The 22584-nt window shown below is 67.8% G+C and carries 22 protein-coding genes, 1 tRNA gene and 1 riboswitch; of the genes, 15 read left to right on the top strand and 8 right to left on the bottom strand.

Going from position 1 to position 22584, the window contains the following annotated elements; all coding sequences use genetic code 11:
- Positions 1-3 precede the first annotated feature (3 nt).
- The 4 genes from EQ874_RS12565 (at position 4) to EQ874_RS12550 (ending at position 2608) form a co-directional block, all read left to right on the top strand.
- Positions 4-711: a septum formation initiator family protein gene (locus EQ874_RS12565; protein WP_064064622.1), complete on the top strand. Its 708-nt coding sequence runs from the start codon at positions 4-6 to the stop codon at positions 709-711.
- Positions 708-1235, top strand: coding sequence for a DUF501 domain-containing protein (locus EQ874_RS12560; protein WP_064064621.1), 528 nt, complete (start codon positions 708-710; stop codon positions 1233-1235). The genes EQ874_RS12565 and EQ874_RS12560 overlap by 4 nt, the downstream gene beginning before the upstream one ends.
- A complete protein-coding gene (locus EQ874_RS12555) occupies positions 1232-2176 on the top strand; it encodes a Ppx/GppA phosphatase family protein (protein ID WP_129976973.1) in 945 nt (314 codons plus the stop codon). The genes EQ874_RS12560 and EQ874_RS12555 overlap by 4 nt, the downstream gene beginning before the upstream one ends.
- 228 nt (positions 2177-2404) lie before the next feature.
- On the top strand, positions 2405-2608 hold the full coding sequence (locus EQ874_RS12550; protein WP_016932996.1) for a cold-shock protein: 204 nt from the start codon (positions 2405-2407) through the stop codon (positions 2606-2608).
- An 88-nt stretch (positions 2609-2696) separates the two neighbouring features.
- Here EQ874_RS12550 and EQ874_RS12545 read toward each other — a convergent pair whose 3' ends face one another.
- Positions 2697-3950, bottom strand: a complete 1254-nt coding sequence (locus tag EQ874_RS12545; RefSeq protein ID WP_129976972.1) for a lipase family protein — start codon at positions 3948-3950, stop codon at positions 2697-2699.
- A gap of 235 nt (positions 3951-4185) precedes the next feature.
- Between EQ874_RS12545 and EQ874_RS12540 the strand changes: the two genes are divergently transcribed.
- The 3 genes from EQ874_RS12540 to EQ874_RS12530 all read left to right on the top strand — a co-directional run bounded on the left by EQ874_RS12540 (position 4186) and on the right by EQ874_RS12530 (position 5854).
- A tRNA-Leu gene (locus EQ874_RS12540) sits at positions 4186-4259 on the top strand.
- A gap of 120 nt (positions 4260-4379) precedes the next feature.
- Positions 4380-4835, top strand: a complete 456-nt coding sequence (locus tag EQ874_RS12535) for a hypothetical protein (protein ID WP_129976971.1) — start codon at positions 4380-4382, stop codon at positions 4833-4835.
- Positions 4808-5854, top strand: a complete 1047-nt coding sequence (locus EQ874_RS12530; RefSeq protein WP_129976970.1) for a DDE-type integrase/transposase/recombinase — start codon at positions 4808-4810, stop codon at positions 5852-5854. The genes EQ874_RS12535 and EQ874_RS12530 overlap by 28 nt, the downstream gene beginning before the upstream one ends.
- Positions 5855-6020: 166 nt before the next feature.
- On the opposite strand, the gene EQ874_RS12525 is transcribed toward EQ874_RS12530, so the two are convergent.
- From EQ874_RS12525 to EQ874_RS22895, 4 genes are all read right to left on the bottom strand, one after another.
- Positions 6021-6791, bottom strand: coding sequence for an ABC transporter ATP-binding protein (locus EQ874_RS12525; RefSeq protein ID WP_026003035.1), 771 nt, complete (start codon positions 6789-6791; stop codon positions 6021-6023).
- Complete coding sequence (locus EQ874_RS12520) at positions 6788-7573, bottom strand: ABC transporter permease (protein WP_064064618.1); 786 nt, start codon at positions 7571-7573, stop codon at positions 6788-6790. Before EQ874_RS12520 ends, EQ874_RS12525 begins: the two co-directional genes overlap by 4 nt.
- The gene (locus tag EQ874_RS12515) at positions 7551-8564 is read right to left on the bottom strand and encodes an ABC transporter substrate-binding protein (RefSeq protein WP_129976969.1); all 1014 of its coding nucleotides are present in this window, start codon (positions 8562-8564) and stop codon (positions 7551-7553) included. The genes EQ874_RS12520 and EQ874_RS12515 overlap by 23 nt, the downstream gene beginning before the upstream one ends.
- 36 nt (positions 8565-8600) lie before the next feature.
- Positions 8601-8697: riboswitch (TPP riboswitch) on the bottom strand.
- Between the two features lie 715 nt (positions 8698-9412).
- Entirely contained in the window at positions 9413-9559 is a 147-nt protein-coding gene (locus EQ874_RS22895) for a hypothetical protein (RefSeq protein ID WP_016933002.1), read from the bottom strand.
- Between the two features lie 220 nt (positions 9560-9779).
- On the opposite strand from EQ874_RS22895, the gene EQ874_RS12505 reads away from it, so the two are divergent.
- Positions 9780-9974, top strand: a complete 195-nt coding sequence (locus EQ874_RS12505) for a hypothetical protein (RefSeq protein ID WP_059381617.1) — start codon at positions 9780-9782, stop codon at positions 9972-9974.
- A gap of 57 nt (positions 9975-10031) precedes the next feature.
- Here EQ874_RS12505 and EQ874_RS12500 read toward each other — a convergent pair whose 3' ends face one another.
- Entirely contained in the window at positions 10032-10229 is a 198-nt protein-coding gene (locus EQ874_RS12500; RefSeq protein WP_016933004.1) for a CsbD family protein, read from the bottom strand.
- Between the two features lie 119 nt (positions 10230-10348).
- On the opposite strand from EQ874_RS12500, the gene EQ874_RS22890 reads away from it, so the two are divergent.
- Entirely contained in the window at positions 10349-10525 is a 177-nt protein-coding gene (locus tag EQ874_RS22890) for a hypothetical protein (protein ID WP_165369246.1), read from the top strand.
- A gap of 13 nt (positions 10526-10538) precedes the next feature.
- On the opposite strand, the gene EQ874_RS12495 is transcribed toward EQ874_RS22890, so the two are convergent.
- Together EQ874_RS12495 and EQ874_RS12490 are read right to left on the bottom strand one after the other, a co-directional pair.
- Positions 10539-11591 (bottom strand): magnesium transporter CorA family protein, encoded by a 1053-nt coding sequence (locus tag EQ874_RS12495; protein ID WP_172506085.1) that lies wholly within the window; start codon positions 11589-11591, stop codon positions 10539-10541.
- Positions 11588-15070 carry a serine/threonine-protein kinase gene (locus EQ874_RS12490; RefSeq protein WP_129976968.1) on the bottom strand — a complete coding sequence of 1161 codons (3483 nt, stop codon included), beginning with the start codon at positions 15068-15070 and terminating at the stop codon, positions 11588-11590. The genes EQ874_RS12495 and EQ874_RS12490 overlap by 4 nt, the downstream gene beginning before the upstream one ends.
- Before the next feature lie 158 nt (positions 15071-15228).
- Here EQ874_RS12490 and EQ874_RS12485 point away from each other — a divergent pair, with 158 nt between their 5' ends.
- The 6 genes from EQ874_RS12485 to EQ874_RS12460 all read left to right on the top strand — a co-directional run bounded on the left by EQ874_RS12485 (position 15229) and on the right by EQ874_RS12460 (position 22507).
- Positions 15229-15588 carry a hypothetical protein gene (locus EQ874_RS12485; protein ID WP_016934846.1) on the top strand — a complete coding sequence of 120 codons (360 nt, stop codon included), beginning with the start codon at positions 15229-15231 and terminating at the stop codon, positions 15586-15588.
- A 7-nt stretch (positions 15589-15595) separates the two neighbouring features.
- Positions 15596-16723: a methyltransferase gene (locus EQ874_RS12480; protein WP_129976967.1), complete on the top strand. Its 1128-nt coding sequence runs from the start codon at positions 15596-15598 to the stop codon at positions 16721-16723.
- A 95-nt stretch (positions 16724-16818) separates the two neighbouring features.
- Positions 16819-17661, top strand: a complete 843-nt coding sequence (locus EQ874_RS12475; protein WP_064064614.1) for a Bax inhibitor-1/YccA family protein — start codon at positions 16819-16821, stop codon at positions 17659-17661.
- A 134-nt stretch (positions 17662-17795) separates the two neighbouring features.
- Positions 17796-19181, top strand: coding sequence for a cystathionine beta-synthase (locus EQ874_RS12470; protein ID WP_064064613.1), 1386 nt, complete (start codon positions 17796-17798; stop codon positions 19179-19181).
- An 11-nt stretch (positions 19182-19192) separates the two neighbouring features.
- The gene (locus EQ874_RS12465; RefSeq protein ID WP_129976966.1) at positions 19193-20344 is read left to right on the top strand and encodes a cystathionine gamma-synthase; all 1152 of its coding nucleotides are present in this window, start codon (positions 19193-19195) and stop codon (positions 20342-20344) included.
- 252 nt (positions 20345-20596) lie between these two features.
- Positions 20597-22507, top strand: coding sequence for an SEC-C domain-containing protein (locus tag EQ874_RS12460; protein ID WP_242496754.1), 1911 nt, complete (start codon positions 20597-20599; stop codon positions 22505-22507).
- Positions 22508-22584: the final 77 nt, after the last annotated feature.

Below are 22584 nucleotides of genomic sequence, written 5' to 3'. Positions count from 1 at the left end.
GGCATGAGTCAGCGCGGTAGATCCCGTCCCGGCGCGAGGCGTATCCGCACCGAGGGTGTGCCCGGCGCCCGGCGTCCGGGCCGGGCCCGGCCCGCGGGATCTACCGCCCCGGCCGAGCACTCGGCCGAGAACGCGGGTGCCCGGCCTGCCGGCCGCGAGGACCCCGTTCATTCGTCGCCCGGTCGCGGCCGACCGGGCGGTTCCGGGCGAGCCCGGCCCACCCGGGTCGGTGCGCCCCGCGACTCCCGCCGCCCCCGCACCGAACGCACCGTCCTGGGCCTGTCCACCGGTCGCGCCGTGGTGCTCGCCCTCGTCGTGTGCGGTCTCGCCCTCACCCTCGCGGTGCCGCTGCGCACCTACGTGAGCCAGCGCTCCGAAGCCGAACAGCTCGCGGCCGAACGCGTGCAGCTCGAACAGGCGATCGCGGCCCTCGAGGAGCAGAAGGCCCGCATGGAGGACCCGGCCTGGGTCCGCGCCCAGGCCCGCGAGCGACTGCGGTTCGTCGTGCCCGGTGAGACCCCCTACCAGGTGCAGCTTCCGGGTGACGCTCCACCCGAACGCGAGGAGCGCGAACCCGAACGGCCGACGACCGGCGCCTGGTACAGCGACCTGTGGTTGTCGGTATCCGAGCCGGCACCCGAACCCCTGCCCGAACCCGTGCCGCAGCAGATGCCTGTGGCACCCCCAGAACCAGGAGATGTCCCCGGGTGACCGATCCAGTCACGCAAGAAGACCTCGACGCCGTCGCCGCCCAGCTCGGGCGCGAACCCCGCGGGGTCCTGGCCATCGCCTACCGTTGCCCCGACGGTGCGCCCGGAGTGGTGAAGACCGCGCCCAAGCTGCCCGATGGCACGCCCTTCCCGACGCTCTACTACCTCACCGACCCGCGCCTCACGGCCGAGGCGAGCCGGCAGGAATCCGCTGGGGTCATGAGGGAGATGACCGAGCGTCTCGGTGCCGACGAGGAGCTGGCCGCGGCCTATCAGCGCGCTCACGAGTCGTACCTGGCCGAGCGCGATGCGATCGAGTCGCTCGGCACCGACTTCACCGGCGGCGGCATGCCCGAGCGCGTCAAATGCCTGCACGTGCTCATCGCGCACTCCCTGGCCACGGGGCCGGGTGTCAATCCGCTCGGCGACGAATCCGTCGCACTCGCCGCCGATGCGGGTCTGCGCGGTACCGCGATTCCCGCCGACTGGCCCACCTACGCCGAGCTACGCGGAGAAGAGCAGTGAGGGTCGCGGGAATCGACTGCGGCACCAACTCCATTCGTCTGCTGATCGCCGACGTCGCGGAGGACGGCGGTCTCACCGACGTCACCCGTCTGATGAAGGTCGTGCGGCTCGGCCAGGGCGTCGACGCCACCGGTCGTCTCGCGCCGGAAGCGATCGAACGCACGCGGGTCGCGCTGGTGGAGTACGCCGACCTGATCCGCGAGACCGGTGCCGCCGCGGTGCGCATGGTGGCCACCTCCGCGACCCGCGACGCGAGCAACCGCGAGGACTTCTTCGCGATGACCCGCGAGGTGCTCGGTGCCGTGATTCCCGGCGCCGAGGCCGAGGTCATCACCGGCGACGAGGAAGCACGCCTGTCCTTCGCCGGTGCTGTCGGCGAACTCGACTCCGCGCGTGGACCTTTCGTCGTCGTCGACCTCGGAGGTGGGTCCACCGAGGTCGTGCTCGGCGACGCCGCCGGAGTGCACGCCGCCTACTCCACCGACATAGGCTGCGTGCGTCTCACCGAACGGTGCCTCCACGACGACCCGCCGACCGCCGAGCAGGTCGCTGCGGCACGGGAGGTCGCGGAGGGCAAGATTCGCGAAGCACTCGAGCGGGTGCCGGTCGACCAGGCACACACCTGGGTGGGTGTCGCGGGCACCATGACCACCCTCGCCGCGCTCGCTCTCGAACTCGACGAGTACGACTCGGAGAAGATTCACCTGTCGTCGGTGCCGTTCCACCGCCTGCGCGAGGTCTGCGACGGTCTCGTCGCCGCGACTCGCGAGAAGCGCGCGGCGCTCGGTCCCATGCATCCCGGCCGCGTCGACGTCATCGGCGGTGGCTCGATCATCACCACCGTCCTCGCCGAGGAACTGGGACGTCGAGCGGGCATCACCGAACTGGTCGTGAGCGAGCACGACATCCTCGACGGCATCGCCCTGTCCGTCGCCCACTAGCCTTCGATTCGGGTGGCTTCAGCCCCGCCTTCCGGGGCTCGATCCACCCGAATCGGCGAATGTGTGGTTGACTGTGTCTCGGTCGAAGTTTTTGTTCGCGTCTTACCCACGCTCGCAAATCCTTGTTGCGGGCGGTTGGTTCTCCTTTCGGAAGTCACCGCATGTGATGGCGGCCTCGCTCTACCGAACACTCGGCGGAGCTCGACTACACGACAGAAGGAGACAGACATGGCAGAGGGAATCGTGAAGTGGTTCAACGCCGACAAGGGATTCGGCTTCATCGCCCCCGAGGACGGCAGCGCTGACGTGTTCGCGCACTACTCGGAGATCCAGTCGGGCGGCTACCGCAGCCTCGACGAGAACCAGCGCGTGCGTTTCGAGATCGGTCAGGGTGCCAAGGGTCCCCAGGCCACCGGAATCACCGTGATCTGATTCGATCTCCCGTCCCCACTGGGGATTCGAGACATCATCAGGCCCGCCTCGTCATTCGAGGCGGGCCTGATGCATGTACGGAGGCCGGTCAGATCGTCCCGCAATTCGACGACGGCGCAGTGCCGGCGAACCGGCCGTCGAGGAAGTCGAGCGCGCCGGGCAGGCCGATCACGGCAGCGGTGATGTGGTCGGCGCTCGGAACCGGTTCGGTTCGCACGGGCACCCCGGCGTCGCAGTACCTACGCAGGGTGGTGGAGACGGAATGCAACGGAATCAGCGCATCGGTCGGTGAATGCCATTCGTAGACCGGGGCATTCGGTACCGCCGGAAGCTTTTCGATGCTGTTCTCGTTCAGCACCTCCCGGACGGGCGGGCTGTCGAGCAGGGCCATGCCCACCTCGGCGTCGGCGACGTCGGCGATGCTTCGGCCGGCACCGGCGAGCAGGATCTCGTTGGTGCACGCATTGGCGATCCGGTCGCGCAGTTCCCGGCCCGCCGGATTGAGCTGCTCGCTGATGGGCATGCGGTCGGGGTATTCGCGTTCGAGACCGAGAGCGGCCGCCATCGCCAATCCGAAAGCGGGATGCGCGGATTCGCCGAGTCCCTTCGCCATCTCGCCGATGTCCATGGGAACCCCACCGTAGGCGCTGCCGACGAGGGGGATCTCCGGTGCGTAGGTCGGGGCGAGTGCGGCGGCCATCGCCGTGGCCATCCCGCCACCGGAGTAACCGGCGATGCCGACCGGGCTGTCCGCGAGTCCCAGCGGTGCATGACGCTGCGCGGCCCGGATGCCGTCGAGGGTGATCTGCGCACCGACCTTCGCTGCACCGTAGGCACTGTTCGGTCCGAGATGGTCGGGGACGGCCAGCGACCAGCCGCGCTGGATGGCGATGAGCAGGCCGGGCGACTCCCGGATTCCGCGCATCGGGTTCGTCGCGTACAGCGCGGTCGACGGCGCGCACTCGAGCCCCAGCGCATTGATGATCGCCTGGTACGACACGAGCGGGCGACCCGGCGCTCCTCCTCGCGGTGACAGCACCGTCGTCACGGCGGAGATCGGTGCGCCCGCAGAGTTCGTCGAGCGGAACTTCAGTTGGATCGCGTCGGTGCCGGGGAACCCGAGCGGCGGGGGAACGACGCGGGCGGCGAGGACGTCACCGGGCTGCCGGTCGGCGATGTCGTGCGGGGTGTCATAGAAGGAGTCGTGCAGGGCTGCGGGATAGACGATGCTCTCGGCGAGGGCCGAGGGTGCGATCGCCAGGCCCGGAGCAACTGCGAGCGCTGCGGCGGCGAGCGCGATACCGAGACGCCGGGCCGACGGCCGTGCGGTCCTGAAACCCATACATCGTCCTTCTGTTCGCGCCGGGCCACCACCGGCTGTCCGTTCTGTACGTCTTCCGCAGAATGTCTACCTGTTCGCGGGGTACAAGACAACGAAGGGTGTTCACATCCGGCCGGATCGACCTCCGTAGTCGTGAAGGAGGTCGCCGACAACCCGGATTCGACTACGACAACATGTTCGAAGATCGCGACCCGGCGCGGTCGCCGGAAGCCCCGAACGCTACTGTGATCCCCACGCCCCTATAGCCCAATTGGCAGAGGCAGCGGACTTAAAATCCGCCGAGTGTCGGTTCGAGTCCGACTGGGGGCACCGGTCGAAGGTCGGTCCTGAGCCACTCGCTACCGTTCTCGCCATCCGCCTCGGCAATTCGCTGGTTGTCAGGATGTTCGTGAGACACCTGGCAACCAGCGTGGGGATCGGAACACACCAATGATCGACATCCCTGTTGGACGGACCCGCACCGGCAAACGCGCGTTCTCCCTCGCCTACAAGATCGAGTTCCTGCGACAGTGGGACCAATGCATCGAAGTCGGTGCCAAGACCCGCCTGCTGCGCGAGACCAACCTCGACTACGCCACCATCACGCGTTGGATCCACGCCCGGGATTCGGGAGACTTGGAAGCGTCGATGGTGACCGCAGCAGACAAGTCGAGGGGCCGAGTGGACAGTCGAGACCGTGCGGAGCTGGCCAAGCTCCGCAAAGAGAACGAACGCCTCCGCGAGAAGGTCGCCCAGGGCGACGCCGCCGTGGAGATCCTGGGAAAAGCATTCGAGCTCTTGCAGGGGATCACCAAGAGTTCGACCGACGAGGACCCGCAGATCCCGCCGTCGTTGATGAGTGCCCGCGAGTACGCGCAATGGCTCGAACGCCGAGGACTGTCCTGACCGACACCGTCACCGCGTTGGCCGCAGCCGGTGTGTCGATCGTGCGTGGCTGCGCATTGCTGGGGATCCCCCGGGCCCGCTACTACCGGGATGTTCGCGGATATCGGCACTATCGGCCGGTGTCGGATCCGGTCCCGCAGCGGAACCGGCATCAGCCGACCGCATTGTCACCGGCCGAGAAGGACACCATCGTCGAGGTGATCCTCGCCGAGAGGAACACGTATCTGTCTGTGTGCCAACTGTACTGGCGGTCCTTCGATGAGGGGTTGGTGGAGTGTTCACAGTCGAGTTTCTATCGAGTGGCGCACTCGCAGAACCTGGTCGGGGACCGGCGCCGCAGCCGCAGCGGCGGCCCGGGATCGGGGATCAGCCGCCGCAAACCGGTCGTTCCGGCTCCGGCGGTGGGCACGTTGTGGTCGTGGGACATCACCGTGCTCAAGGGGCCACGCACCCAGGACCGGTATCTGCTGTATCTGGCGATCGATGTGTACTCGCGGTTCCCGGTGGCCTGGCGCATCGAGTACGCCGAGACCGCCGCTGCGGCGGTGGACATGTTCACCGAAGCGTTCACCGTGTTCGGGGCGCCGACGGCGCTGCGCGCCGACAACGGGGCCTCGATGCGGTCGGCCGCACTGCTCGATGCGCTCGACGAGCAGCAGGTGCTGCCCTCGTACTCGCGGCCGCGGGTCAGTGACGACAATCCGTTTTCCGAGTCGTTGTTCAAGACCGTCAAGTACGACCTGGCGTGTCCGCAACGGTTCGACAGCATCGACCATGCCCGGCGGTGGACCGAGGAGTTCATGACCCGGTACGCCCTCGAACACCGCCACAGTGGGTTGGGTCGGCACACCCCGGCGTCGGTGTTCCTCGGCACCGCCGTCGAGGATCACCGCCGCCGGCAGGACCGACTCGACCGGATCCATGCCCGGCACCCGCAGCGGTTCCAGCGCCGGCCGCTGGCACCACCACTACCTCGACCGACCGGAATCAACATCACCCATCTGTCTCAGACAGGTTGACAACTACCGAATTGCTGTAGCGGCTGACGGTTCTCGTCGCGGATGGACGTGTGAACCGGAAGTCGACGAGGGCGCACCCGGCCTCTCGCCGGAGAGAAGTTCCCCTGCGGCTGCCCATGGCCGGGCACGTGGAGGGTGTCGACCAGTAGATCCCCGAGGCGGGCGACTATCTCGGCGACATCCTCCGCTCCTCCTCACGACGTGAACGATGCAGGACCTCCATCAGTTCGTGCTCGAGCGCCACGAACTCGCTCGACACGCACGTCTCCAACGTTCGCGGCCGGGGCAGGGGCACGCGCACCTCGTGCTGCACGCGGGTCGGACGCGGACCGAGGACGACGACACGGTCGGACAGCAGCACCGCCTCGCGCACATCGTGCGTCACCATCAGCACCGTCCACCGATGCTGCTGCCACACCTCCTGCAGCCACAGCTGCATCTCGGTGCGGGTGAGCGAATCCAGCGCCCCGAACGGCTCGTCGAGCAAGAGCACGTCGCGCCCTTGCAGCACGGTGCGGGCGAGCGACGCGCGTTGACGCATGCCACCCGACAGTTGGTGCGGAGCAGCATCCTCGAAGCCGGACAGGCCGAAGGTCGGCAGCAGCTCGCGGGCGCGGGCTCGGGCGTCGGATCGTCGCACACCCTGCACCTCGAGGCCCAGGGTGCAGTTGTCGAGCACCGTCCGCCACGGGAACAGCAGGTCCTTCTGCGGCATCAGCGCGACCCGTCCGGGCGCGGCGGGAAAGTCGCCGATGAGAACCTCACCGGCGTCGGGCTGTTCGAGTCCCGCGACGATCGAGAACAGTGTCGACTTGCCGCACCCGCTCGGTCCGATGAAGGACACGAATTCGCCCGGCGCGACGGAACAGTCGATGCCGTCGATCACCGCCCGGTCGCCGTACGCCTTGTGGACCGACGCCACCGTCACTGCACTCATGTCGCATCCTTCGTGAGCGCCCACGGCGCGACCAGCCGTTCGACGACGTACGTCAGCGCGTACAGCGTGAGCGACAGGACGGCGGTGACCGCCACCGCCGCGAGCACGAGATCGGTTCGGAACGAGTTCTTCTGGGCGCTCATGTAGATGCCCAGACCGGATGTCGCGCCGACGTATTCGGCGAAGACCGCACCGACCACCGCGTAGGTGATGCCGATCCGCAGGGCGGTGAAGAAGCGGGGGAGTGCGCCGGGCAGGCGCACGTAACGGAACTGCTGCCACCGCGACGCACCCATGCTGCGCAGCAACGCTCCCGCCTCCCGGTCGGCCGCCGCGAATCCTTCGAGAAGACCGATGGCGACGGGGAAGAACGTCACCAGCGCGATGACGAGGATCTTCGGCAACAACCCGAAACCGAACCAGATGATCATCAACGGCGCGATCGCGATGATCGGCAGGGTCTGCGACACCACGAACAACGGCACGAAGGCCTGTCGCAACCACGGTGAGAAGTCCACCGCGATCGCGAGAGCCCACGCGAGTGCCAGTGACACGGCGAACCCGACGAGGGTCACCTGCAGCGTGGACCAGGCGTGCCCGGCGATGTCGACGCGATGCACCCACCCCTGCGTGAGAACGCGTGCGGGGGAGGGCAACACCTGCGGGCGGATACCGCTCACCACGACGTACGTCTGCCAGATCCCGACCAGCACCCCGGCGACGAGTACGGCGGGAACGAATCGACGTGCGCGGCCCGTGTTATCGGTCTTCGAGATAGTCATCGGTGACATAGGTCGACCAATCAGGCTCGGTCGTCAACGGGCTGCCGTCGGGTCCGGACAGCAGGCCGTTCTCGTAGAGAAACCGGGCGTAGCCCGACCATTTCCCGGCGTCGAGGACCCCGACGGCACCGGAGGCGTCGCGCATGTACTCGGCGGCGAGCATGCGCTGACTCTCGTAGACGAGTTCCTCGTCGGGGAAGGCACCCGGATTCGCGTCGATCAGGGCGCGTGCCCCGCGATCGGGGTCGTCGGCCGCGATCCGGTAACCCTGGTCCAGAGCCTGCACGAAAGCGCGGGCCTGCTCCGGGTTCTCCGCCATCCAGTCCTCGTTGCCGTCGACGACGATCGCATACGCGTCCGGGAAGCCGTAGTCGGTGAAGCGGAAGTACCGCATCGGCAGGCCGCGGTGCTCTGCCTCGAGACCCTCCCATGCCAGGTACGACACGGTGAAGTCCGCGGTGGACGAGTAGACCGCCTCGTACGAGGACGTTCCGAGCGTCACGTTCTCGAACTCCCCGCGGCCGCCGTCGTTGCGGATCACCTCGGCGAGCATCTCGTCCTCACCGGGGTTCGCGAAGCCCGCGAAGGTCTTGTCGTCGAGATCGGCCGGCCGCGTGATCTCGGCATTGTCGGCCCGCACGGCGATTCCCGTCGCCCAGTGCTGCAGAGGTGCGAGGACCGCGACGGTCCGCGACCCGGCGGCCCTGGCGATGGTGGAGCCGGCGTGCGTGGAGATCCCGAACTCGGCGCTCCCGGCGTCGACGAGGGTGTCGGGCGTCGCATTGTTGTACGGCAGGATCTCGACGTCGAGGCCTGCATCGGTGAACAGCCCCTCCTGCTGCGCCACGTACAGGCCGGTGTGGTTGGTGTTGGGCGTCCAGTCCAACGCGAATCGGATGGTGTCGCTCCCGGAATCGGACGAGCACCCGGTGACCGCGGAGAGTGCGGCGACGAGGGTGAGCAGTCCGGCGAGAGTCCGCCGCGCGTTCACTGCGCGGAGCGGGAGCGGAACGATATGGGGGCAGGCACGGTCATGTCGGGACATCCCTTCGTCAGCATTACCTGATCAGGTTCGACGGGTGTGATCTCAGCCCCGCTCGTGCGGAGCACCCCGTGTCACGGGCGACCCTAGCACTGCGGCTCCCACACGCACCTCCGGGGCGGCGTCGGTCCGCGTACGACTACGCGACGCGAGGATGGCGAAGGGTCCGTCGGTGAACCCCGACGGACCCCTTCTTCCGCTGTTTCCCGTGGAGCAGACCCCGCTCGACGGTATTCGGGCGTACGAACCGCTTCGGCGGTGTTCGATGCACACGAACCGAGCGGGGGGTGCGTGCATCGATGGGAGCCGTAGAAGCTGCTGCGGTGATCGGAAGTGCCCTGACGGCACCGATGGTGTCAGGACCGGCACCGGCGTCGCGTGCCTCTCGTAGGTCGGACTCGGACAGACACTGCACGACCAGTACGAGCTGTGGCACCACGAACTTCCCGATCCCGCGCAGCCGAGGCGGAAAGTGTTGTGCGGCGGACATTCTCTCGGCGGTTTCATCGCCGGCTACTTCGCGGAACGGGACTTCGACGGAGATCGGTCTCGACGGCGTTCCCCGGTCTGTTCGGTGACGTACCCAAGGCGTCGCCGGAGGTCTTCGCAGATCCGGGAAGCGTCCACCGGTGGCTCGACTACGACGAGGTGGGCACAGCGGCGTCGTCACCCCGACGAAACGCGGTGCACCGATCGGGGGGGAGCGAGGTGACGTCGATTGCGGAGCCGGCGCGGAATCACACCGCCCGAGCCGGTGCCGCAGGCACCGGCCGACTACGCGGCCGGGTGAGGTGCGATCAGGCGCCGCGTGCGGAGAAGAGTGAGGTGTAGTCGTGCGGGCCGCTCACCTCGGCGACAGCGGTGACGGCTTCGATCTCGGCGTCGGCTTCCGGAGTGGTGGGCGCGAGGAAGAGAGGGTTGTCGAATTCTTTGTTCTGGCTCATGGCCGTCCTTTCGGGTGCGGTCGGGGAGACCCCGGCCGTGGGGCAATGCGAAGAAGAGGGGCCGCGGTACACGCGGCGGGGAACTCTCACGTCCGGTCCGGAACCTTCGGGCACCGAGGTGCGAGGTTGCTCATCCCATGCGAGCCGAACGATGCTCCCACCCTACACCAGAAGCTTCGCGCGACGTTTGATCGGCGAGTTGCGTGGGAAGACACTCGGCATGGCTACCTACAGAGTGATCGATCCGACCGGTAACGTCGTGGACACCAAGGAAATCGAGAGCGCGGACGACGCTCACGCCTGGTTCGTCGACCAGCGCGCCGACAACAGTGAACTCGGCTGGCGCATGGAGGCGCAGAACGAACAGGACGGTACCTGGCACTTCTTCGACGACACCGAAGGCACCTCGAAATAGAGCCCACACGCACGCGGTGCCGGTAGTCGCAACTACCGGCACCGCGTGTATCGGGGACTACTTCTTGAAAGCGTCCTTGACGTGCTCGGCGGCATCCGAGACCTTGTCGCCGGCCTGCTTCAACCCGCTGGAGGTCTGGTCGCCGCGACCCTCGGCTTCGAGATCACGATCACCGGTTGCCTGACCGGTGTTCTCCTTGATCTTGCCGCCTGCTTCTTCTGCCTTGTGCTTTGCCTTGTCGACGAAGTCGGCCATGGGTCCTCCTATGTCATCGAACGTTGCCCTTACGGAGTACCCGACTCGAACCGAGCGAAACCGAACACGGCGTACTCGTCCGTGTCAGACTTCGACGACAGACAGCCAGGAGGAGATCGATGTCGCATCCCACCAACCCCGGGCCCGAGGGCGACGACCCGATCGGTGACGCCCCGGACGCCGACCCCGAACTCGTCCGCGACGGTCCCGTGCAGCACCGTCGATCCGCGGGGGCGGTGATCGCCACCGTCGCGGTGGTCGTCGTGATCGTCGTGCTGCTCGTCGTCCTTCTCTGAGCGCGGCGAGGGATCACAACCAGTCCCGCTTCTTGAACAGCACGTACAACGCGATCGCCGACACCGTGATGATCGCGACTCCGGTGAGCATGCCCCACCACTCGCCGAAGCCGGGATAGGGCACGTTCATGCCGTACCAACCGGTCACAGCGGTGGGGACCGCGATGATCGCGGCCCATCCCGTCAGTTTCTTCATCACGATGTTCAGACGGGCGTCCTGCAGCGACAGGTTCGTCTCGAAGACGGTGTTCACCATCTCGCGGAGCGACTCGGTCCACTCCGCCGCCCGCATCACGTGGTCGTACAGGTCGTTGTACGAGCTGTCGAGTTCGGGGTGACGGTTGTTCTCGGCGCGGGTGCGCATGACCGCGTTGATGATCTCGCGCATCGGCAGCACCACTCGCCGAAGTTGCACGAGTTCCTTGCGGAGACGGTAGACGCGACGCTGGATGTACCGAGTGGACGCCTGATCCTCGAAGAGGCAGTCCTCGAGGTCCTCCGCGGCGTCGTCGAGTTCCTGAATGGTCTCGAACTGCCCGTCGACGACCGTGTCGAGCAGGCCGTGCACCAGCGCCCCGGGCCCGTACTGGAGCAGGTCCGAGTTCTCGTCCCACCGGCGCACCACCTCGTCGATGTCGAACGGGCTGCCGCGCCGTACCGTCACGACACCCCGGGGCAGGACGAACGCGGAGATGCGGGTGGTGTGCAACCGGGACTCGTGGGCCTGATCCTCGTCCTCGGAATCCGGAGAGAGGTGTGTCGCGTAGACGGTGAGGAAGGTGTGCGTGGCGTAGCGGGTGGCCTTGGTCCGTTCTCCCTGCGCGAGCGAATCCTCGACCGCATACGGGTCGAGGTTCCATTCCTCGGCGAGTTCGAGCAGGTCCGCGTGCTCGGGGTTCCACAGGTCCACCCACACGAGGGCGTCGGCGTCGGCAAGATGATCCGACACCGCGGAGAGGGGAAAGCCCTCGTCGACGAGTTTCCCGTCGGTCCATCGCCGGGTCCGGATAGGTCTGTCGTTTCGGTCCGTCACCTCGGCAGTGTCCCCGAATCCTGCGGGGTTCACACCACGGGACGATCTTCGTCCTCGGCGAGTCGTACCGCGCGTTCCAGGAACTGCGCGTCGACCCGTGCCCAATCGTCCGGCCACCGGTCCTCCTGCATCCGTCGGTGGAGCGCCCGGAGAGTGCGGGTCGCTCGTGGGCCGCCGTCGACGAGATAGCGCACCATCCCGCGCGACGCGCACTCCGCAGCCACCATGGCGAGCGTGCGTTCGGCCTCCTGCGTGCGTCCGTCGGCGTTCAGGCAGCAGACGAGCAGCCTGATGGCCTGCAGGTGTGCGCGGGGACGCAGGTCCGCGGTGCGGCGTACCCACAGCTGTGCCCAATCGACCGCGCGTTCCGCGGCGCCGGATTCGTCGCTCTCGCAGAGCAACCGGATGGCGGTGGCGTCCTCGAGTTGGAGCCTGATCTCCACGGTGCCGTCCGGATTCGGGCGGTCGGAACCGGGCATCGTGCGGGTCGGGGTCGGCACAGCGCCCAGTCCCAGACGCACTCGCTCGTTCTCGAGGCGTGCCCGTAGCCGCGGCAGGTCGTTGAGCGCTGCTGCGCGCAGTCCTTCGTCCAGCAGTGCCGTCGCGGATTTCCGATCGCCGTGCATCATCTTCATGCGTGCTGCAGTCGCGAAGCGTGCGATCATGAAATCTGTTGCCCCGCCGTCTATTCCCAACAGGTTGCTCTCGTCGAGCAGTGTCTCGGCTTCGGCGGTCCGTCCTTGTTCGTAGAGCAACTCGCCGAGCATCGCCGCGGCGAGCCGGCCCGAATGCGTATGGATGCCGCCGTGGCGGCGGGCTCGCCGCAACGCGGTGCGGAAGTACTTCTCCGCGCCCTCGACGTCGAGTTGTTCGTTGACGGCGATGCCGCACAGGCACTGCCCGTAGATCGCGGCGAAGGGTCCTCGGGTCTCGCGATGGAAGGGCGCCGCCCATTCCTGACGACGCACGGCCGAATCGAAGTCGAAACGGAAGATGTCGGCGTAGGACGCGAAATCCGCTGCGGCCGAGACGACCCACGGATGCACGGCCGACGGATCGTCGAGACATGGAGCGACGAGCGCGTCGATGCCGTCGATCCGATCGGAGTTCATGAGCAGAGAGGCTTCGACCGCATCGGCCTCGAGGCGCAACGCGTAGGGATTCTGGCCGGCCGTGACGCCCGAGTCCACGAGGTCGCGCACGGTCGCCAGAGCGCTCCGGGCGAGACTCAGCCGCTGCAACGCGCTGTTCGCCCACGCCTGCGCCAGCAGCAACCGCGGTTCGCGTGCGACGGCCTGCGGCGGCAACGTGTCGATCAGCGCGAGCAGGGGAGCGATGTGCCCGTGCTCCATCAGATACATGCCATCGGCGGCGAGCAGATCGACGGCGAAATCCGTATCGCCGGCCTCCATCGCGTGGTCGACGGCCTCACGCAACATGTGATGCCGCGCAAACCAGTCGGCAGCCGTGCGGTGCAGTCCGGCGATCTTCTCCGGATGGTCGCGCTCGAGGCGTCGCCGGAGGAAGTCCAGGAACATGTGGTGGTACCGGAACCAGACACGCTCGTCGTCGAGGTGCCGCAGGAACAGGTCGCGTTCCTCTGCTTCCTCCAGGACGGCCTGACTGCGCGGGTCGCCGGTCAACGCTGCGGCAAGGCTGCCGCTGACGGATTCGGTGATGCACGTGGCCAGCAGGAACTCGTACATCCGGGGTTCGAGTGTCGAGAGCACGTTGTCGGCGAGGAACTCACCGATCGCGTGGTGCCGTCCCGTGATGTTCTCGATCATCCATGACGGATCGTCGCTGTCGCGCAACGACAACGACGCGAGTTGCAGTGCCGCCACCCAGCCTTCGGTGCTTCGGTTCAGGTCCTGGACGTCCTCCGGCCCGAGGTCGATGCCACTCACGCCGCGCAGGAACGAATCGGATTCGTCGACGTCGAAACGCAGTGCAGTCGAGTCGAGTTCGACGAGCTCGTCGCGCACCCGCATGCGGCTCAGCGGAAGGCCGGAACGGTTGCGGCTGGTCACGACGAGTTGCAGGTGGTGGCAGCCCCTGTCGAGCAGGAAGTCGAGGGCGGCGCACGTCTCGGGCGAACTCACCCGGTGCCAGTCGTCGACGAAGAGTGTCACGGCGGTGTCGGATCGGTGCAGATCGTCGATCAGTGTGGACAGTACGTAACGTTCGGCGTCGTTCCCGTGAACGTCGAGGATCTGGGCGAGTTCGCGTGCCAGCGAAGGCCGCACCTGTTTCATCGCCTCGATCAGGTGCGCGAGGAACCACAGCACGTTGTCGTCGTCGTCGTCGACCGTCAGCCAGGCGACCTGGGCACCCTCGTCGGCGAGAACGTCCCGCCATTGCGCGGCGAGAGTGGATTTCCCGAAACCCGTAGGGGCGTGGATGGCGATGAGACGACGTCGTCGTCCGGCCTGCAACAGCGAGATCAGCCGACGGCGTTCGACGAGCGGACGGGTGGTCGACGGCGGACGGAACCTGGTCGACGGCGCGACGGTCGGTCCCGTGGGGCCCGAGAGCACCCCCGACGACGGCCCTGTGACGGGCAGATCCGCCGGTGTCTGCGGTGGACTCGTCGGAGGAGGACCGGGCAGGGCCATCTCGTCGACCGGTAGGCCGTGAGCTCGTTGGATGTTCCGCAGGATCTCGCCGAAGGCGGCCGCCGTCTGGGGCCGGTCGTCGGGGTCGGTGGCCATTCCGCTTTCGAGCGCGGCGCACACGTCGTCGGGGATGCCGTCGTCGCGCAGATCGGGGATCGGTTCGGAGGTGATGCGGACGAACTGTGCGACGACCCTCTCGCCCTCCTTCCGCTCGAAGGCCGCGTGCCCGGTGATCGCGGCGAACAGCGTCGCGGCGAGTCCGTACACATCGGCCGCGGGTGTCGGTGCCCGGCCGCGCAACACCTCGGGTGCGGTGAACGCCGGGGAGCCGGTGATCTCCCCGGCCGTGGTACGGAAACCGTCGCCGATGCGCGCGATGCCGAAGTCGGTGAGCTGCGGCTCGCCGTACTCGGTGAGCAGGATGTTGCCCGGTTTGACGTCGCGGTGCAGCACGTCGGACCGGTGCGCGGTTTCGAGAGCACCGGCCATCCTGACGCCGAGCCGGACCGCCTCGGGCCACGACAGCACCCCGTACCGGCGCAGGCGGGTGTCGAGCGAGTCGTGCGGGTGGTAGTGCATCACCAGATAGGGCAGGTCGTCCGTGGCACCTGCATGAAGCACGGTGACGATGTGCGGATGCCCGGACAGCCGTCCCATCGCCCGTTGCTCCCGCAGGAATCGCTCCAGATCCGCGGGTTGGGGCGCCCACCGGAGGACCTTGACGGCGACATCGCGGTCGAGCGATTCCTGCCTGCAGCGGTAGACGACACCGAAACCGCCGCGGCCGATCTCCTCGGCGCCGGTGAAACCGGCGTCGTGCAGCGCACGCACGATCGCGGACTCGGCCACGTCGACGATCGGTGCGCGTTGAGTGGTGGCCGGATCGTTCTCGGGCATCGGCGCGATCACCTCGGGGAGCTGTTTCCCCAGGATAGTCTCGAAATGTGCACGCCCGCCGCAGATCGTGCGTCGCCCCTGGTCTACCGTGGTCCGGCCGGACCACGGTGCCTCACCGGGAACGGACAAACGACACTGCGACCAGAAGTGGGACATAGATGAAGAAGACTCTCGCGGCGCTGTTCGGTGCAGGTGTGGTCCTGCTCGCGGCGGCGTGCGGATCCTCGGACGGATCGGGCTCGGCCGAGGAGACCACCACCACGACGGCGACCGCTTCGGCCTCGGCGGAGGCCGGCACCACGGGCACCACCGTCGAACTCGGCAAGAGCTACGAAGAGAACTGCGAGGCACTGCTGCCCTACCTCGACGAGCTCGAGGGGTGGGGTCAGGACCGCGCCGCAGCGGCCCAGGCCGTCGCCGACGCGCAGCAGCAGCTCCCGGCATGGCAGGACCTCAGCGAAGAGGAGCAGGCCGACACCCTGCGTGCCATCGAGAACGCCGGGAAGGGCGAGTGCTGACGGTCGAGTGTTGATCGACGAGTTGTACGACAGGTTGAGGCGCTTCCCGGACGTGGAAGCGCCCAACCTGTTCGCCGTCGACGGGGCCGACCGTCTGCTCCTCGACGAAGCCGCCCCCGTCCTCGACTCGGCCTCGCCGGGCACCGTCGTCGTCATCGACGACCAGTACGGCGCGCTGACCCTGGGCACGGTCGTCCGCTTCGGGGTGGAGGAGATCCGGGTGCATCAGGATTCGGTGGTGGCCGAGCGCGCCCTGGCCGCGAACGCCGAGCGTGAGGGCCTCACCGATCGTTACCGCTCCGGCGCTCTCGACCCCGATCTGCTCGCCGGGGCCCGCGTGGTGCTGCTACGGCTTCCCCGCTCGCTGTCGGCGCTCACCGAGATCGCCGAGACGATCGCCCGCCACGCCGACCCCGAGGTCGTCGTGTTCGCCGGTGGCCGCGACAAGCACATCGGCCTCGCGATGAACGACGTGCTCGGTGCGTCCTTCGCCGAGGTCCGTGCGTCCCGGGGACGCCAGAAGTCGCGGGTGCTCACCGCGCGCGGGACGACGCCCGGACCCGCCTCGTATCCCGTCCGTGAGCACCTCGCCGAACTCGACCTCACGGTCGTCGCGCACGGCGCTGCCTTCGCCGGCCCCCGTCTCGACATCGGTACCCGATTCCTCCTCGACCTCTTCCCCCGCATCCATGCGGACGTGCAGGTCGCGGTGGATCTCGGCTGCGGCACCGGCATCCTTGCCGCGATGCTCGCCCGGCAGCTTCCCGACACCCGGGTGATCGCGACCGACCAGTCCGCCGCCGCGGTCGCCTCCGCCGCGGGGACCGCCGCCGCGAACGGCTTGTCCGACCGTGTCGACACACTCCGCGACGACGCCGCCGGCTCGATCCCGGCCGGGTCGGTCGACCTCGTGGTGTGCAATCCGCCCTTCCACCTCGGCGCGGCCGTGCACACCGGCGCCGCCCGCAAGATGTTCGACGCCGCGGCCCGGATCCTCCGGCCGGGAGGACAGATGTGGACGGTCTACAACCGTCACCTCGACTACCGCCCCGCGTTGTCCGGCATCGTCGGCGCGACCCGCGTCGAGGGCCGCAACCGCAAGTTCACCGTGACCCGGTCGGTACGGAGCCGGTAGAGTCCGATTAGTCCGAGCTTTCCCGACGATCGGGAACTCGTGAGGTCACTGCCTCGTTGAACGGACAGAAGCGACCACGAGAAGGGAAGTGCACGGTGCGCACCACCAGTAACCCGGTGTTCCGCAACCTGCCCAAGCAAGAGGGCGGCGGATACGCCACGTTCGGCTCTGCGACGGCGGGCGCCGCGCAGGCCACTCAGCAATTCGGGCAGCCGCAGACGGATCCGTGGGCACGTCCCACCGACCAGCGGACCATGACGATCGACGATGTCGTCACCAAGACCGGCATCACACTCGGCGTGCTCGCTGTCTCGGCCCTCATCTCCTACGTGCTGGTCAACTCCAACGTCGACCTGGCGGCCCCGTTCGTCATCGGTGGCGGTCTGATCGGCCTCGTCCTGGTGCTGGTCGCGACGTTCGGCCGCAAGATGGACAACCCGGCCATCGTTCTCGCCTACGCCGTGGCGGAAGGCTTCTTCCTCGGCGCGCTGTCGTTCATGTTCACCGACATCACCTTCGGTGGCACGGGCGGCGCGACCCTGATCGCTCAGGCCGTCCTCGGCACCTTCGGCGTGTTCTTCGGCATGCTCGTCGTGTACCGCACCGGCGCCATCCGTGTCACCCCGCGCCTGACCCGCATGATCGTCGGCGCGCTCGTCGGTGTCCTGGTCCTGGCGCTGGGCAACCTCATCGCCGGCTTCTTCATCGACGGTGGTCTCGGCCTGCGCGACGGTGGCCCGCTCGCCATCGTCTTCAGCCTCGTGTGCATCGGCATCGCGGCGTTCAGCTTCCTGCTGGACTTCGATTCCGCCGATCAGCTGATCCGCGCACAGGCTCCGGAGAAGGCCGCGTGGGGCGTCGCCCTGGGCCTGACCGTCACCCTGGTGTGGCTGTACGTCGAGATCCTGCGACTGCTCAGCTATTTCCAGAACGACTAGCAGGACTCCACGAAGACCCCGGGCCACGGTCCGGGGTCTTCGTCGTCCTCGGAGGTGGACCGTGTTCCCGGGCCGGCAGGGGAGCGTGTACACCATCACCCCGACGAAAAGTCACGACGTGGGAACATGGAGTCATGCGCATTGCGGATTCCGTCGTCGACCTCATCGGAAACACACCTCTCGTCAAGCTCAACACGGTGGTGAAACCCGGCTCGGGGCTCGTAGCGGCGAAGATCGAGTACCTCAATCCCGGCGGCAGCTCCAAGGACCGCATCGCGGTGAAGATGATCGATGCGGCCGAAGCGTCGGGTGAACTGAAGCCGGGCGGCACGATCGTCGAGCCCACCTCCGGCAACACCGGCATCGGCCTGGCCCTGGTCGCGCAGCAGCGCGGCTACAAGTGCGTGTTCGTGTGTCCCGACAAGGTCGGCGAGGACAAGCGCAACGTGCTGCGGGCCTACGGCGCCGAGGTGATCGTGTGCCCGACCGCCGTCCCGCCGGAGCACCCCGACAGCTACTACAGCGTCTCCGACCGTCTCGCCCGTGAGCTCCCCGGCGGCTGGAAGCCGAACCAGTACTCCAACCCGGGTGGCCCGGCGAGCCACTACGAGACCACCGGCCCGGAGATCTGGAACGACACCGACGGCAGGATCACGCACTTCGTGGCGGGCGTCGGCACCGGTGGCACCATCTCCGGCACCGGCCGGTACCTCAAGGAGGTCTCCAACGGTGCGGTGAAGGTCGTCGGCGTCGATCCCGAGGGCTCGGTGTACTCGGGGGGCACCGGCCGGCCGTATCTCGTCGAGGGTGTCGGTGAGGACTTCTGGCCCACCGCCTACGACCCGTCGATCCCCGACGAGATCATCGCCGTCTCCGACGCCGACTCGTTCGAGATGACCCGTCGCCTCGCCCGTGAGGAAGGGCTGCTCGTCGGCGGCTCGTGCGGTATGGCCGTCGTCGCCGCACTGCGGGTCGCCGAGCGCGAAGGCCCCGACGCGGTCGTCGTCGTGCTGCTGCCCGACGGTGGCCGCGGCTACATGTCGAAGATCTTCAACGACAAGTGGATGGCCAGTTACGGCTTCCTCCGTGCACCGCTCGACGGTAAGCCCGACGACTCCACCGTCGGTGACGTGCTGCGCGGCAAGAGCGGCGACCTGCCCGATCTCGTGCACACCCACCCCTCCGAGACGGTGCGCGACGCCATCGAGATACTCCGCGAGTACGGCGTGTCGCAGATGCCGGTCGTGGGCGCCGAACCGCCCGTCACCGCAGGTGAGGTCGCCGGCTCGGTCAGCGAACGCGAGCTGCTCAGCGCCGTCTTCGAAGGTCGCGCGAACCTCGCCGATCCGGTCGAGAAGCACATGAGCCCGCCGCTGCCGAACATCGGCGTGGGTGAGTCCATCGACGCCGCCACCAAGGCGTTCGGCGACACCGATGCGCTCATGGTGATCGACGACGGCAAGCCCGTCGGCGTCATCACCCGCCACGACCTGCTCGGATTCATCTCTCAAGGCCGATAGGACAGATCTTCATGACCGACCAGAACCAGCACGGTTTCGCGACCCGCGCCATCCACGCCGGGTACGAGCCCGATCCGCAGACCGGTGCCGTCAACGTGCCGATCTACGCGTCGTCGACCTTCGCCCAGGACGGCGTCGGCGAGATGCGCAACGGCTTCGAGTACGCCCGCACCGGCAACCCCACCCGGCGTCCCCTCGAGGCGAACCTGGCAGCGCTCGAGAACGGCGCCTACGGCCGCGCGTTCGGCTCGGGTATGGCCGCCACCGACTGCCTGCTCCGTTCGGTGCTGCGTCCGGGCGACCACCTGGTCATCCCCAACGACGCCTACGGCGGCACCTTCCGCCTCATCGACAAGGTGTTCACGCAGTGGGGGATCGAGTACACCCCGGCCGCGGTCAACGACGCCGACGAGGTGCGCGCGGCCGTCCGCCCGAACACCAAGCTCGTGTGGGTCGAGACGCCCACCAACCCGCTGCTCAACATCGGCGACATCTCGGCGCTCGCCGACATCGCGCACGAGGGCGGCGCCAAGCTCGTCGTCGACAACACCTTCGCGTCGCCCTACCTGCAGCAGCCGATCACCTTCGGTGCCGACGTGGTGCTGCATTCGACCACCAAGTACATCGGTGGGCACTCCGACGTGGTCGGCGGCGCGCTGGTGACGAACGACGAAGAGCTCGACACCGCCTTCGCGTTCCTGCAGAACGGCGCGGGTGCCGTGCCGGGTCCGTTCGACGCCTTCCTCACGCTGCGCGGCATCAAGACGCTCGCGGTGCGGATGGAGAAGCACTCCGACAACGCCGAGAAGCTCGTCGACTTCCTGGCGGGACACCCCGCCGTGAGCACGGTGCTGTACCCGGGGCTCGAATCGCATCCGGGCCACGAGTACGCGGCTCAGCAGATGCGTCGCTTCGGCGGCATGATCTCCGTGCGCCTCGCCGGGGGCCGCCAGGCCGCGCTGGACTTCTGCAAGCGCACCGAGATCTTCACCCTCGCCGAGTCGCTCGGTGGCGTGGAGTCGCTCATCGAGCATCCGGGCGCGATGACCCACGCCTCCACGGCAGGCTCGCTGCTCGAGGTCCCCGAGGACCTCGTCCGCCTGTCGGTGGGCATCGAGGACGCCGCCGACCTGCTCGCCGACGTCGAGCAGGCACTCGGCTGACGGGCCCGTCCGGGTAACTCGCACGAGAACACGAGAAGAAGGCGTCCTCCGGGGCGCCTTCTTCTCGTTGCGTCCGCATGAAGAGAACGGTCCCTGTGCGAGTGTCGGATCCACGACCGTTGCGATCACCACACCGACCGGAGATGCCGGTCGCCATGTTCTGCGTCCGGTCGTGCAGGTGAAGGTCGTGGGCGACGTGCGGAGAAACCGCATCGTCCCCGGAAGCAGTGCCGCGGGCCGTACGATCCAGTGGTGACGGACAGCGAACATCCCGAATCCGCCCTGTGGGACACCGTGCTCGATACCGTACGGCGCCACGGACCCATGACGATCGACGAGGTGGCCGACCATCTCGAAGACCACGGATTCGGCTCCGCCGAGCAGGTGATGATCGACCTCGAACAGTCGCAACCGCATCCGCTGCTGTTGTGGTTGTCCGACGACCGTGTCGCGGCGACGGATGTGCTGTTCGAGGGCAGGACGCTCACGCACCGTCTCACGGCCGACGATCTCGCCCGGAACTCGATCCCGGTCGACGACATCGAACCGCTCCTGATACTCGTCTCCGAGGACGACGAGTTCGATCTCGTGCAACCGGCAGAATCCGAAGAGACTGCAACGCAGGATGACCCGGATGCGGGGGTGGGCGGCCGTCGGGAGATGATCGTCTTTCCCGACGGGGCGCTGGCGGGTCACGGACCGGGAGATCTGCTCGCCCTCACCGCGCGGGACGGCCGCCTGTCGTTCGCGCCGGTCCACGGTGAAGCCCGAAGCGGCGTGAGCGAATTCGTGCACGCGCTCGAGCAGGGGATCGCCCGCGAACAGGTGGCGAGCCTCGAGGCCGCGTTCGTCGACGTACTCGCCGAATCGTCCGGGACGTTCTCCGCGCCGTCCCTGCCGCTCGGGGAACTTCTCGCCGAGGCCGGCTTGGTGCGCAGTGGGGATCTGGTGGCGCCGAACGGATTCGACTTCGACGGATACTTCGACCGGGCGATGTTCGAGATCTACGCCGAACAACTCGGGATACCCGTCGACGCCGTGCCGGGTGTGGCCCTGTTCGCGTCGCTGGTCGAAGCATTCGAACGCGGCGACGACGACGATTTCGAAGAACGCTTCGCCGTGGGGAAGTCGGGTCTGTACTCGGTGCTGTCCGATCCCGAGATCGCCGAGACCGTCCACGACGAGCTGGTGGGGGAGAAGCTTGCCCCCGAGGCGATCGAGCAGGCTGCGCTGTGGTTGCTCGATCACGCGCCCCGGCGCGCGGCGGGCGCAGCGCACTGGATCGCCGGCCGCGCGGCCGAGTCCACCGGACGGATCGCGGAGGCCGAACGGCACTACGAACATTCGGCCGATCTCGATTCCGCCTTCGACCTGCCGTTGTTCGATCTGGCACGGTTCGCCTCCGACCGCGGGGATGCGGTGCGGGGTCTGTCCCTGCTCGCCCGGGTGCCGGGTGGCGACGAACATCCCCTCTACGAACTGCTCGACCGGTACCGGCCGAAGGAGGTGCCGGGCCTCGGACGCAACGACCGTTGCTGGTGCGGGTCGGGCCGCAAGTACAAGGCATGTCACCTCGGACGCGCCGAGCATTCGCTCGAGGAGCGGTCCGACTGGCTGTACATGAAGGCGGCCATGCACGCCCTGGAACCGGCGTGGGCGGAACACCGGGTCGCCCTGGCGGAGGCCCGTTCGGGTTACGGGGACGACGACGCCGTGGCCGAGGCGGTCGCCGATCCGCTCGTCGAGGACGTCCTGTTGTTCGACGCCGGCGCGTTCGCCGATTTCGTCGAGCGTCGCGGGGAGTTGCTGCCCGAGGACGAGTCGGAGCTGGCCCGCTCCTGGCTCGCCGTCGCGCGGTCGGTCTTCGAGGTCGAGGCGAGTGTGCCGGGGGAGACACTCGCGCTGCGCGACGTCCGCACCGACCGGGTGGTGGAGGTGTCCGCGCCCTGGCTGACGGGTGAGATACCCGCCGGCACGCTGCTGTGTGCCCGCGTCATGCCGGTAGGCGAAGGGCGATGGGTGATGCCGGGCGGATGCGAGCCGGTGACGGAGGACCAACGGGAGACGCTCGTCGCCCTGCTGGCCGAAGAGACGGTCGATCCCGTGGACATCATGGACGTCCTGACCCACCCGGACGCCGCCGACTTCTATCCGGCTCCGTAGTTCAGGTCACTCCGGTCACACGAATCCCACCGGTCTCAATACTGGAACGTGTTCCTGAATATATGTGATAAGAACAT

This window comes from Rhodococcus sp. Q1 (assembly GCF_004153645.1).
In the GTDB taxonomy this organism is placed as follows: domain Bacteria; phylum Actinomycetota; class Actinomycetes; order Mycobacteriales; family Mycobacteriaceae; genus Rhodococcus; species Rhodococcus gordoniae.
This window is presented reverse-complemented; position numbering and strand designations above follow the sequence as displayed.